The organism is Streptomyces sp. NPDC002602, assembly GCF_042889445.1.
Taxonomy (GTDB): Bacteria; Actinomycetota; Actinomycetes; order Streptomycetales; family Streptomycetaceae; genus Streptomyces.
The window spans coordinates 128,232-140,247 of the sequence record NZ_JBIAQX010000008.1 but is presented as its reverse complement, the minus strand read 5'-3'; the positions used below and the strand labels follow the sequence as shown (position 1 = coordinate 140,247).

The following is a 12,016-nucleotide window of genomic DNA, read 5'->3' as shown; positions in this document are numbered from 1 at the left end:
GTCACGGGGGTGCGGGTGGGATCGCGCCCGCCCGGCCCGGCCGGCCGGCCCTCCGGGGGCACCGCGTGAGGCGGGACCCCTTGAAAGGTCAAACTGGTGTCGGGTTAGCATATGAGCGCCGCCTAGCTCGAAAGATAAACCTGTGACTGTCAATGACGACTCGTTCACCAACTGGAAAAACCGCGAGGAGATCGCGGAATCGATGATCCCGATCATCGGGAAGCTGCACCGCGAGCGGGACGTCACCGTCCTGCTGCACAGCCGCTCCTTGGTGAACAAGTCGGTGGTCAGCATCCTCAAGACCCACCGATTCGCCCGTCAGATCGCCGGCGAGGAGCTCTCGGTCACCGAGACCCTGCCGTTCCTGGAGGCGCTCACCCCGCTCGACCTCGGTCCGTCCCAGATCGACATCGGGATGCTCGCCGCGACCTACAAGAGCGACACCCGAGGTCTCTCGGTGGGCGAGTTCACGGCCGAGGCCGTGTCCGGCGCCACCGGCGACAACAAGATCGAGTCCCGCGAGTCGCGTGACGTCGTCCTGTACGGCTTCGGTCGCATCGGCCGCCTCGTCGCCCGCCTGCTGATCGAGAAGGCGGGTTCCGGCAACGGTCTGCGCCTGCGCGCCATCGTCGTCCGCCAGGGCGGCGACCAGGACATCGTCAAGCGCGCCTCGCTGCTGCGCCGCGACTCCATCCACGGTCAGTTCCAGGGCACGATCACCGTCGACGAGGCGAACAGCAAGATCATCGCCAACGGCAACGAGATCAAGGTGATCTACGCCGGGGACCCGTCGGAGATCGACTACACGGCGTACGGCATCAAGGACGCCATCCTCATCGACAACACCGGCAAGTGGCGTGACCGCGAGGGCCTCTCCAAGCACCTGCGCCCCGGCATCGACAAGGTCGTCCTGACCGCGCCGGGCAAGGGCGACGTCCCGAACATCGTCCACGGCGTCAACCACGACATGATCAAGCCGGACGAGCAGATCCTGTCCTGCGCCTCCTGCACCACCAACGCGATCGTCCCGCCGCTCAAGGCGATGGCGGACGAGTACGGCGTCCTGCGCGGCCACGTGGAGACCGTCCACTCGTTCACCAACGACCAGAACCTGCTGGACAACTACCACCCGGCCGACCGTCGAGGCCGCTCCGCGCCGCTCAACATGGTCATCACCGAGACCGGCGCCGCCTCCGCCGTCGCCAAGGCGCTGCCCGAACTGAAGGCGCCGATCACCGGCAGCTCGATCCGCGTCCCGGTGCCGGACGTGTCGATCGCGATCCTCAGCCTGCGGCTCGGTCGCGAGACCACCCGCGAGGACGTCCTCGACTACCTGCGGAACGTGTCGCTGACCTCGCCGCTCAAGCGGCAGATCGACTTCACCACCGCCCCCGACGCGGTGTCGAGCGACTTCATCGGCTCGCGCCACGCCTCGATCGTCGACGCGGGTGCCACCAAGGTCGACGGTGACAACGCGATCCTGTACCTCTGGTACGACAACGAGTTCGGCTACTCCTGCCAGGTCATCCGTGTTGTCCAGCACGTTTCCGGGGTGGAGTACCCGACCTTCCCGGCCCCGGCGGTCTGATCGCGCCGCACGACCGACCCGGTGTCCCGCCCGACGGGGCGGCGGCGGGCCGGCGACCCGATGCCGACGGCATCCGGTCCCGGCCCCACCGCCGCCCCGTCGGCGTGTGCGGGCCCGGCGGTCGTGACCCCTCCCGCCCCGTGCGTCCCTCCCGCGCCGTGAAGCCTCCCGCTTCCCGCGCGCATCAGCCGGGCGCCGCTGGGAAGGACAACCTCATGAACGTTTCCACCCCGCCTCCCGGCCCTCACCGTCCGACCGCCCGCTCCCGGACGGTCCGCCGTCTCCCGGCCCGGGTCACGGCGGTCGGGGCCGCCGCCGTTCTGTGCCTGGTGGCGTCGACCACCGGTGCCCAGGCGATCGTCCACGGGAAGGACTCCACCGAGGCGTATCCGTTCATGGCATCGATCCCGATGACGCTGGACGAGGGCCCCGACTCCCTCGACGGAGTCTGCGGAGGCGCGCTGATCGCCCCCCAGTGGGTGGTGACGGCCGCACACTGCGCCCAGGACGTCGGGGCGACCCACCCGACCGGGACGGTGCGGATCGGCAGCGCCGCACGGCATTCGGGCGGCACGGTCGCCAAGATCGTCCGGAAGGTGGTCCATCCCGGGTACAACGGCCTCGGCGAGGAGCGTTCGACCAACGACATCGCCCTGCTGAAACTCGACCGCCCCGTCCGACAGAAGCCCGTCGCCATGGCCGACCACGCGCCGAAGGTGGGCGCGTCCACCCGGGTCATCGGCTTCGGAACCGTCGTCGACGCCCTGGACCCCGAACACTGGGTCTTCCCCGAGCGCCTCCAGGAACTCGACACCCGCAGCATCGCCACCGGCGAGTGCGCCGAGATCAACGGGAAGAGCGAGCTGTGCACGGCCGCCCGCACCCCCCGTGCGATGGCCTGCTCCGGCGACTCCGGAGGGCCGCAGATCCAGCGCCTCGCCGGTCGCTGGCAGCTCGTCGGCGCCACCTCCGGCGACGGCGACCACGCCGCCGACCCGCACTGCGCCGGCGGCCCCGGGATCTGGACCTCCGTGTCCGCCCACAAGGGCTGGATCACCAAGACCATCGCGGCGCACCACTGAGCACGCCCGGGGCGCCGGCCCGCCGTCCCCTCAGGGAACGATCAGGGTCTTGCCCCGGGCCTCGCCCCGGTGCATCGCGTCGATCGCGGCCGGGGCCTCGGCGAGGGGGCGCACGCCGTGGATGGCCGGCGTCAGTTCACCCGCCTCGACGTGCCGCCCCAGGACTTCCAGGTCGGCCCGGCGCTCCGCGGCCATGAACGGCTTGAGGGAGTGCCGCACGAACGGGTTCAGCAGCGCCGCGCGCAGCACCCGGGCCATCGTGCCGATCCAGCGACCGCCGCCCTCACCGCCGACGAGGACGAGCGTCCCCCGAGGGGTCAGGGCCCGTCGCAGGTGCGAGAGAGCGCGGTTGCCGGCGGTGTCGAGTATGAGGTCGTAGGAGCGGACGCCGTCGGCGAACTCCTCGCGGGTGTAGTCGACGACCTCGTCCGCGCCGAGCGAGCGCACCAGCTCCGTCTTCGAGGTGCTGCACACGCCGGTGACGTGCGCGCCGTACGCCTTGGCCAGTTGTACCGCGTACGTGCCCACCCCGCCCGCCGCGCCGATGACCAGGACCCGCTGTCCCGGTCGGACGCGGCCCGCGTCGCGCAGGGCCTGGAGCGCGGTGAGGCCCGAGACGGGGAGGGCGGCCGCGTGTTCCGGGGGGATGCCCGCGGGCACGGGTGCGATCTTGTCCTGCCGGGCGGTCGCGTACTCGGCGAACGAACCCTCGCAGACGCCGAACACCTCGTCCCCCACCCGGAAGCCGGTCACCCCCTCGCCGACGGCCTCGATCCGCCCCGCCACCTCTCGGCCGCGCACGGGCACCTTGGGTCTGCGCAGCCCGTATCCCATGAGGCGGAGCAGGTGGGGCCGGCCGGTCATCAGGTGCCAGACCCCGGCGTCCAGGGCGGCGGCCCGGACCGCGATCAGCACCTCGCCGCCGCCCGGTGTGGGCGTTTCGACGTCCCGGAGCTCCAGTACCTCGCTGGAGCCGTACGCGTCCTGTGCGATCGCCTTCACGGCGCCGTCCCTTCCTCGTTGGTGTGCTGCTCGTCCGTGTGTTGCTCGTCCGTGTACTGGAAGGCCTGTTCGAGCGGGACCGCGAAGACGCGGGCGATCCGGAACGCCGTTTCGAGGGAGGGCGAGTAGCGGCCCTTCTCGATCGCGATGACGGTCTGCCGGGTCACGCCGATGCGCTCCGCCAACTCCGCCTGAGTCATCTCCGCGTGCTCGAAGCGCAGGTTCCGGATCCTGTTCGTGATGCCGGTCGCCTTCACCACGACTGGAACCCCCACCGGTAGGCGGCGAGCTTCACCGTGGAACCGAGCAGCGCCGACAGGACGAACCCCAGGTAGATCACGTTGGAGATCCAGAAGTGGTCGGCCTCGGCCATCGACAGGGCCAGTGCGGCCACGGCGCCGATGACGAGGAAGGACTGCCCGGCGAGATCGCCGAGGCGGCCGATCTCCTTGTCCCGCTGGTCCTTGACGTCGGCCTCGCGGGGCGAGGCCAGCGCGACCGCGATGTTCAGGGCGATCGCGGCGACGATCGCGCCCCCGACCGTCCACAGCAGTGGGGCCGCGTACGCGACCTCCGCGAGCGGCACGCCGTCGCCGGCCCGCCCCAGCACGACGGCCAGGTAGACGGCATAGCCGGCGACGGCCACCACCGCCGCGATCCACGCGCGCTTCTCCTCGAAGGCCACGTCCGCACCCACTCCCGTGTAAAACAACTTTGACACGAGGAATGTAAAGTCATCCGTACACGGTGTCAATAATTTCTTACACGGCATCCGGGGCGTGCTCGAACGGGCCGCCCGGGCCGAAGACCAGCTCGCCGAAGCGCTCGCCGATGCGGCGGTGTCCCGCGGGGTCCGGGTGCAGATCGTCGGGCAGCGGCAGTTCCGCGAAGTCGTCCTCTCCGTACAGGGCGCGACCGTCGAGGTGGTGCAGGTTCGGGTCCCCGGCCGCCCGTCGCGCCGTGATGCGGGACAGCTCCGCGCGGATGACGGTGAGCGTCAGCCGGCCCGCGGCGACGTCCGCCGGGTCGCCCGTCGCGCGAAAGCGCAGCCTCTGCCCGTCGAACTCCGGCGCGAGGGGGCCCGGGGTGTCCTCCTGGAGGGGGCAGAGCACGGGGGAGACCACCAGCAGGGGCGTGTTCGGGTGGCCCTCGCGGATGGTGTCGAGGAAGCCGTGGACCGCCGGGGTGAAGGCGCGCAGCCGCATCAGGTCGGTGTTGACCAGGTTGATGCCGATCTTGACGCTGATCAGGTCCGCGGGCGTGTCGCGCATGACGCGCGCGACGAACGGGTCGAGCAGGGCGTTGCCGCCGAAGCCCAGGTTGATCAGCTCGACCCCGCCCCGGGCGGCGGCCAGCGCGGGCCAGGTCGAGCGGGGGCGCTCGGCGTTGGAACCGTGGCTGATCGAACTGCCGTGATGCAGCCACACCCGGCGGCCGTGGGCGGGCGCCGCCTCGACCGGCGCGTCGGTGCGCAGGGCGATCAACTCGGTCGTCTCCGTGTGCGGCAGCCAGATCTCGACGTCCTTCATCACGTCGGACAGCCCGGTGAAGCGCGCGACGCCGGGCGGTCCCGCGGTGGTGACCGCGGTCCCGGCGGCCATGTCGACGGTGTGGACGTTCCCGCCGGTGACGCTCGCCCGACCGGCGGGTTCCCCGTCCACGAGCAGGTCGTACACCCCGGAGGGCCGGGGCGGAGCGCCCACGTAGGCCATGCGGGTGGGGATCGTCTCCAGCTCGACGGTGGTGGCGCGGGTGCGGAAGGCGACCCGTACGCCGGAGGTCTGGGCCTCGGCCATGGCCAGGCCCGGATCGGGGAACTGCTCGCGGACCCAGGCGGGCAGCCGGTGCGGGAGGATGCCCCGGGCGGTGCGTTCCAGGTCGATGGCGCCGTGCACGAAGGCGGGCTCGACGGGGGTGGTGGTCCAGTCGGTCATGTCGGGTCCTCGGATGTGGTCGGGTACGGGTTCGGTGAACGTCCACGCACCGCCGAGATCGTGACGGCACGTGACACCCAGCGTGCAACACCCCGCGCACCCGTAGCCGCACCCGGTCCCGGTCCCGAGGCCCCGAGGGCTCAGCCGCGGAGCCGGCGGGCCGACGTCAGGCCGCGAGCCCCGTCAGCACGGAGACACCGGGGAGTTCGGCGAGCGCCCACCCCGGCAGGATCAGCTTGCCGCGCCGTCGCCCACTGCCGACGAGGACGTACGGGGCCTCGACCACGGCCGCGTCGATCAGCAGCCACCACGCCGCGGGCAGCCCGAGCGGGGTGATTCCGCCGTACTCCATGCCGGTCTCCTCGACGGCGGTGTCCACGGGGGCGAACGACACCTTGCGCGCCGAAAGGTGCTTGCGCACGGCGGTGTTGACGTTCACCCGGGTGTCGGCGAGGGCGAGGCAGGCGGCCAGGGTGGTCTCCCCGCCACGCTTCGCGGCGACGACCACGCAGTTCGCGGACGCGTCGAGGGGGACGGAGTACGCCTCGCAGAACGCGGCCGTGTCGGCCTTCGCGGGGTCGGTGTCCACGTACAGCACGGACCGTGCCGCCTCCCGCGATGCCCAGTCCCTCAGGGCGTCGGCGACCGGCCCCGCGAGCCGGTCGGACACGTCGAGGGCGGGGTGGACGGTGGTGAAGTCCCCGAAAGGGGCGCGTACCTGATCGTTCATGGGTGGACTCCAGTGAACCGCACCGTCGGCGAAGGCGGCCGGTCCTCGCGAGCGGCCGGTGGGCCCGCCACCTGCCGGCGGGTCACGGAACGCGCGCGGTCCACTCCTCGGAGCTGAACTTGTCGGCCGCCAACTCCCGGGCCCGCGCCATCTCCTCGGGTGTGACCGAGCCCTCCGACAGCCCGTACCGGTCCCGGAAGGACTCGATCATCCGCCGGATCACCGCGTCACGCGGCAGCCCGGTCTGGCGGCGCAGCGGATCCACCCGCTTCTTCGCGCTCTTCGTCCCCTTGTCCGACAGCTTCTCCCTGCCGATGCGGAGCACGTCGAGCATCTTGTCCGCGTCGATGTCGTACGCCATGGTCACGTGGTGCAGGACGGCGCCGTGCGCCCCGGCCAGGCGCTTCTGCGCGGCGCCCGCGATCTTTCCCGACTCGGTGGCGATGTCGTTGAGGGGCTGGTACCAGGCCTTCACGCCCATGCCGTCCAGGGCTCCCAACACCCAGTCGTCGAGGTAGGCGTAGCTGTCGGCGAACGACAGCCCCCGCACCAGCGCGTCCGGCACGCTCAAGGAGTACGTGATGGTGTTCCCCGGCTCGATGAACATGGCGCCGCCGCCGCTGATCCGGCGCACCACCGTCATCCCGTGCTCTTCCAGCGCCCGTGTGTCCACCTCGTTGCGCAGCGACTGGAAGCTCCCGATGACCACGGCGGGGGCTCCCCACTCCCACATTCGCAACGTGGGCGGTCGCCGCCCGGCGGCGACCTCGGCCGTCAGCACCTCGTCCAGGGCCATGTGCAGGGCGGGGGACCGGGGGGCCTCGTGGATCAGCTGCCAGTCGTAGTCCGTCCAGTCGGTGGCGTGTGCCACCGCCCGTCGGACGGCGATCCCCACGGCCTCCGCCGAGAAACCGAACATCACCGTTCCCGGGGGCAGCGCCGCTTCGACGCGGGCCGCGAGGTGCTCGGCCGAGGCGTCCGCGGGCGCGCCGGTCAACGCGCGGTCGATGTCGAGGATGGCCTCGTCGGGTTCGAGGAAGAAGTCGCCGGCGACCCGTACGTCGCGCAGGACGTCGCCGCCGTCGGCGGACCCGACGTCCAGGTCCACGACGACGAGCTTGCCACCCGGCACCTTGTACTCACCGTGCACCGGTGTGCCTCCCCTCGCTGTCCGCCCGCTGTCTCGTCGACGGCCGCCTTGGCCGCGAACACCGTCAAACGGTATCGCGATCTTCACCCGCACGGCCTGTGCGGTCCGCGCTGTCCGGGCGGTCGAGGCGCTCCATGCGCGCCAGCCGTTCCAGCCGCGAGCGGGTCTCCTCGTCCAGCGGCACGTACGTCATCAGGCGCGGCCCCGCCGTCGGACCCAACCACAGATTGGTCTGCTCGACGTGGAGCAGTCCCACGTGCCGGTTGCGGATGTACTTGGACTTGCCGCCCAGACCCACCACCTCGTGCCGCGCCCAGATCTCCCGGAACTCGGCCGAGGCAGCGTCCAACCGGGCGAGCAGCGTCTTCCAGGCCGGCTCGGCCAGGTGCTCCGCCATCGACGCCCGGAACTTGGCCGCCATCACCCGGTTCACGTCGGGCACGTCGACCATGGCCGCCCGCCACTGCGGATCGGTGAACGCCAGCCACATGCAGTTCCGGTCCTCGGGCGGCAGGTCGTCCAGGTCGCACAGCAGCCGCCCGTAGGTGGTGTTGTACGCGAGGATGTCGTACCGGCTGTTCTGTACGCACGCCGGGATCGGCCCCAACTGGTCGAGCATCGCCCTCAGCGCGGGCGTCACGCTCGGGCAGGGGGTGTTCGGCGCCGGGTCGAGGCTGCCGGCCAGCGAGAACAGATGAGCGCGCTCAGTGGGGTCCAGCAGCAGGGCGCGCGCCACGGCGTCCAGCACCTGCGGGGACACCTGGATCTCCCGGGCCTGCTCCAGCCACGTGTACCAGGTGACCCCGACCGCCGACAGTTGGGCCACCTCCTCGCGACGCAGCCCGGGGGTGCGCCGGCGCCGCCCCGGCGGCAGCCCCACCTGCTCGGGCGTGATCCGCTCCCGCCGGCTGCGCAGGAACTCGGCCAGCTCGTGCCGGCGGACGTCGCTCTCGGGGGCCACAGTGGTCATGAGTCCAGGGTGCCTCACCGCTCAGCCGGTTGCCAGGTACTCCTGGTACCAGGATAAAGAGACTCTGGTACCCGGCTCCGAGGGGGAGGATCGTCGGGGACGTGAGTGAGACAACGGTACGCACGACCCATCCGACTCCGGCCCCCACGGCCGCCGCCGCCATGGCCTCCGCCCCCACGGCCACCGGCCGCAAGGCCCCCGCGCCCCGGGCCGCCGCGGGCATCACCCCGCTCGGCCTGTTCACCGTCCTCCTCGGAGCGGCCCTGCCCCTGATCGACTTCTTCATCGTCAACGTGGCGCTGCCCACCATCGACCGCGACCTGGCCGCGGGCCCCGCGCTGCTGGAACTGATCGTCGCCGGCTACGGGGTCACGTACGCCGTCCTGCTCGTCCTCGGCGGCCGGCTCGGCGACATGGCCGGCCGGCGCAGGCTCTTCCTGATCGGCATGGCCGCCTTCGGGCTCACCTCGCTCGCCTGTGGCCTCGCCCCCACGGCCTGGACCCTCGTCGCGGCCCGCGTGGCCCAGGGAGTCGCCGCCGCGCTGATGCTCCCGCAGGTGCTCGCCACCATCCAGGCCACCACCCAGGGCACCCACCGGGCCCGCGCGATGAGTCTGTACGGGGCCACGGCCGGGCTGTCCATGGTCGCCGGGCAGATCCTCGGCGGAGTCCTCGTCGCCGCCGACGTGGCCGGCACCGGCTGGCGCTCGGTCTTCCTCGTGAACGTCCCCGTGGTGATCGTCGGCCTGGTCCTGGCGGTCCGCGCCGTCCCGGAGACCCGGTCCGAACGCCCCGCCTCCGTCGACGTGCCGGGAACCCTGCTGCTGGCGCTGAGCCTGGTGTCCCTGCTGCTGCCGCTGACCGAGGGGCGAGCCGCCGGCTGGCCGCTGTGGACCTGGCTGTCGCTGGCGGTCTTCCCCTTCGCCGCGACCGCCTTCTACCTGACGGAACGGCGCGCCGACCGCCTCGGACAGAGCCCCCTCGTACCGCCGAGCCTGCTGCGCCTGGACTCGCTGCGGCGCGGACTGGTGATGCTGGTGCCGTTCTCCATCGGCTTCAGCGGCTTCATGTTCGTGATCGCCGTCGTCCTCCAACAGGCCCTGCACATGGGCCCCGTGGCGGCCGGACTGACCCTGGTGCCGATGGCGGTGGCCTTCTTCTCCGCGTCCCTCGCCGGCCCCCGACTCGTCGGGCGGTACGGCACCCGGGTGGTCACGGCGGGCGGCGTGCTCCAGGCGATCGGCGTCTGCCTGATGCTCCTCGTGGTCCGACGGGACTGGCCGGATCTCGGAATCCTCGACCTGGCCCCGGGCGTTGCCGTCGCCGGACTCGGTCAGGGCCTGCAACTCCCGCTCCTGATGCGGCTGATGCTCTCCGACGTACCGGCCGACCGGGCCGGGGTGGGCGGCGGGGTCATGGTCACCACCCAGCAGTCCGCCCTCGCCCTCGGTGTCGCGACCGTCGGCAGTCTTTTCCTCGTCCTGGCCGCGTCGACGGGCATGCGGGACGCCCTGGTTGTCACCCTGATCGTCCAGTTGGGCCTGATCGCGCTGACGGCCCTGCTCAGCCTGCGCCTGCCGCGCGTCATGCGGTGAGCCCGCGGCGGATCGCACGAGTCGGACCAAGGCGCCCGATCGAGGCCCAGGGGCCGCCCGTCGGGCCCGGGGCGCCGGCGGGGTCCTGAGGTCGGGAGCCATGTCGAACCTTGGATAGGGTGCCGTTCGAGAACGGTGTTCGGTACAGGGGGACGTGAAGTGATGAGCGGTCAGGATCCGCGCACGGGGCGTGAAGCGCAGGTGTTCCAGCCGCTCGGCGGGGACGACCCGACGACGATCGCCGGATACCGCCTGGCCGCCAGGCTGGGGGCGGGCGGCATGGGCAAGGTGTACCTGTCGTACACCCCTGGGGGCCGGCCCGTCGCGATCAAGGTGATCCGTCCGGAGTTCGGGGAGGACCCCGAGTTCCGGCGCAGGTTCGCCCAGGAAGTCCGTTCCGCGCAACGGGTGCAGGGCCTGTTCACCGCCCCCGTCATCGACGCGGACACCGACGGCGCCCACCCCTGGTTGGCGACCGCCTATGAGTCCGGGCCCTCCCTCGCCGACGCCGTCCTCGCCCACGGAGCCCTGCCCGTCGAGGCGGTGCTGCTGCTGATCGCCGGCATGGCGGAGGCCCTGCACGTCATCCACGGCGCCGGCATCGTGCACCGCGACCTCAAGCCCTCCAACGTGCTGCTGGCGGCCGACGGCCCCCGGGTCATCGACTTCGGCATCGCCCACGCCGCCGACGCGACCTCGCTCACCGGCAGCGGGGTGACCATCGGCACGCCCTCCTTCATGGCTCCCGAGCAGGCCGCCGGCGGCAAGGTCACCCCGGCCACCGACATCTTCGCCCTCGGGCAGGTCGCGGCGTACGCGGCGACGGGCACCCCGGCCTTCGGCGAGGGAACCTCGCACGGAGTCCTGTACCGGATCGTCCACGAGCAGCCCGACCTCGGCGCGGTCCCGGCCCCGCTGGCCGAGTTGGTCACCCGCTGCCTGTCCAAGGACCCCGCGGGCAGGCCCACGGTCACCGAGGTCATCGCGCTCTGTCAGTCCGCCAACCCGGAAACGGTGCTCCGCCGGTCCGAGGACTGGCTGCCGAGCCCGGTCATCGCCGACATCACCGCCCGCACGGCGGCCCCCGCCCCGCCCCGGACCCCGCCGCCGCCGACCTCCGCCCCGCTCGGTGCTCACCCGCCGACCGCCCCGGCCGGCTCGCCGGCCTCGCCCGCCATGTTCCCGCCCGCGCATCCGGCGACCCCGCCTCCCGGCTACGGTCCGGCGCCCGTGTACCAACCCGCGCCTCAGTACCTCCCGCCGCCCGGCCACGCGTACCCGGGCCCGCAGGGTCGGGGAGGCCCCGGTCCGGCCCCGGGCGGCGGCAGACGGACCGTGCTGCTCGCCGTGGCCGCGATCGTCGTGTTCGCGCTGGCGGGCGCCGGTACGGCGTACGCCCTGTGGGCCGACCGGGACCGGGAGACGACGGCCGGAGACCGGCCGGACCCCGCGGGCGCCGCCGCCGGCGAGGGCGGATCCGCCCCGTCCGGTTCGGCGAAGACACCCGCCCCCAAGGCGTCCGGCCCCACGGCGTCCGCCAAGCCCGACCCGACGCCCGTCGACCACAAGAACGTCAACCTCGCGTCCGGCTACAACCTGACGCTCGGCGATGAGCAACTGCGACCGCAGAAGGGGAGCGACAGCGGTACCGACCTCTCCTATCAGGCCGGAAGGCTGTACGCGGAGGGCGAGGGAGGCAAACTCGTCCTCCTGGACCCGGGCCAGGAAGGGTCCCTCGCCGCCTGCCGTCAGGAGACCCGCTTCGCCGACTCCGTCTACCTCACAGACCTCTCCAAAGGGCGGCAGATCTGCGCCTTCGGCGGCTCCGGCGACATCGGACTCCTGACGATCCGCGGCTTCTCCGCAACCGACTCGCCCAGCCGGTACGTGACGCTGGACCTGACCGTCTGGCGCGGGGCGGCCGCGCCCCACGTCGGCGGCTGAACACCCGGCGCGGGGCGGGTG

Annotated in this window: 11 protein-coding genes; 4 read left to right on the top strand and 7 right to left on the bottom strand. The window is 72.2% G+C overall.

From position 1 onward, the window contains the following. The first annotated feature begins 142 nt into the window (after positions 1-142). Both ACFYW3_RS22500 and ACFYW3_RS22495 read left to right on the top strand, forming a co-directional pair. On the top strand, positions 143-1,588 hold the full coding sequence (locus tag ACFYW3_RS22500) for a glyceraldehyde-3-phosphate dehydrogenase (protein ID WP_266952943.1): 1,446 nt from the start codon (positions 143-145) through the stop codon (positions 1,586-1,588). Positions 1,589-1,803: 215 nt separating this feature from the next. Next, positions 1,804-2,670, top strand: a complete 867-nt coding sequence (locus ACFYW3_RS22495) for a serine protease (RefSeq protein WP_351762047.1) — start codon at positions 1,804-1,806, stop codon at positions 2,668-2,670. 30 nt (positions 2,671-2,700) lie between these two features. On the opposite strand, the gene ACFYW3_RS22490 is transcribed toward ACFYW3_RS22495, so the two are convergent. From ACFYW3_RS22490 to ACFYW3_RS22460, 7 genes are all read right to left on the bottom strand, one after another. Next, positions 2,701-3,672 (bottom strand): NAD(P)-dependent alcohol dehydrogenase, encoded by a 972-nt coding sequence (locus ACFYW3_RS22490; protein WP_389387085.1) that lies wholly within the window; start codon positions 3,670-3,672, stop codon positions 2,701-2,703. After that, positions 3,669-3,932, bottom strand: coding sequence for a helix-turn-helix transcriptional regulator (locus ACFYW3_RS22485; protein ID WP_389387084.1), 264 nt, complete (start codon positions 3,930-3,932; stop codon positions 3,669-3,671). Before ACFYW3_RS22485 ends, ACFYW3_RS22490 begins: the two co-directional genes overlap by 4 nt. Beyond that, positions 3,926-4,393, bottom strand: coding sequence for a hypothetical protein (locus tag ACFYW3_RS22480; protein ID WP_351762042.1), 468 nt, complete (start codon positions 4,391-4,393; stop codon positions 3,926-3,928). Before ACFYW3_RS22480 ends, ACFYW3_RS22485 begins: the two co-directional genes overlap by 7 nt. A gap of 40 nt (positions 4,394-4,433) precedes the next feature. Beyond that, the gene (locus ACFYW3_RS22475; protein ID WP_389387083.1) at positions 4,434-5,606 is read right to left on the bottom strand and encodes a GDSL-type esterase/lipase family protein; all 1,173 of its coding nucleotides are present in this window, start codon (positions 5,604-5,606) and stop codon (positions 4,434-4,436) included. A 166-nt stretch (positions 5,607-5,772) separates the two neighbouring features. Continuing rightward, positions 5,773-6,336 (bottom strand): YbaK/EbsC family protein, encoded by a 564-nt coding sequence (locus ACFYW3_RS22470; protein ID WP_389387082.1) that lies wholly within the window; start codon positions 6,334-6,336, stop codon positions 5,773-5,775. An 82-nt stretch (positions 6,337-6,418) separates the two neighbouring features. Next, positions 6,419-7,486, bottom strand: a complete 1,068-nt coding sequence (locus ACFYW3_RS22465) for a biotin/lipoate A/B protein ligase family protein (protein WP_351762033.1) — start codon at positions 7,484-7,486, stop codon at positions 6,419-6,421. Between the two features lie 64 nt (positions 7,487-7,550). Beyond that, positions 7,551-8,456, bottom strand: a complete 906-nt coding sequence (locus tag ACFYW3_RS22460; RefSeq protein WP_351762031.1) for a helix-turn-helix transcriptional regulator — start codon at positions 8,454-8,456, stop codon at positions 7,551-7,553. Between the two features lie 161 nt (positions 8,457-8,617). Here ACFYW3_RS22460 and ACFYW3_RS22455 point away from each other — a divergent pair, with 161 nt between their 5' ends. Further along, the gene (locus ACFYW3_RS22455) at positions 8,618-10,051 is read left to right on the top strand and encodes an MFS transporter (RefSeq protein WP_389387184.1); all 1,434 of its coding nucleotides are present in this window, start codon (positions 8,618-8,620) and stop codon (positions 10,049-10,051) included. Between the two features lie 162 nt (positions 10,052-10,213). Beyond that, complete coding sequence (locus ACFYW3_RS22450; protein ID WP_389387081.1) at positions 10,214-11,995, top strand: serine/threonine-protein kinase; 1,782 nt, start codon at positions 10,214-10,216, stop codon at positions 11,993-11,995. The last annotated feature ends 21 nt before the right edge of the window (positions 11,996-12,016 follow it).

Excerpts from the sequence above, each read along its gene's own strand:
- ACFYW3_RS22475 (WP_389387083.1), bottom strand. The coding sequence starts at position 5,606 with ATGACCGACTGGACCACCACCCCCGTCGAGCCCGCCTTCGTGCACGGC.
- ACFYW3_RS22495 (WP_351762047.1), top strand. The coding sequence starts at position 1,804 with ATGAACGTTTCCACCCCGCCTCCCGGCCCTCACCGTCCGACCGCCCGC.
- ACFYW3_RS22470 (WP_389387082.1), bottom strand. The coding sequence starts at position 6,336 with ATGAACGATCAGGTACGCGCCCCTTTCGGGGACTTCACCACCGTCCAC.
- ACFYW3_RS22455 (WP_389387184.1), top strand. The coding sequence starts at position 8,618 with ATGGCCTCCGCCCCCACGGCCACCGGCCGCAAGGCCCCCGCGCCCCGG.
- ACFYW3_RS22450 (WP_389387081.1), top strand. The coding sequence starts at position 10,214 with ATGAGCGGTCAGGATCCGCGCACGGGGCGTGAAGCGCAGGTGTTCCAG.
- ACFYW3_RS22460 (WP_351762031.1), bottom strand. The coding sequence starts at position 8,456 with ATGACCACTGTGGCCCCCGAGAGCGACGTCCGCCGGCACGAGCTGGCC.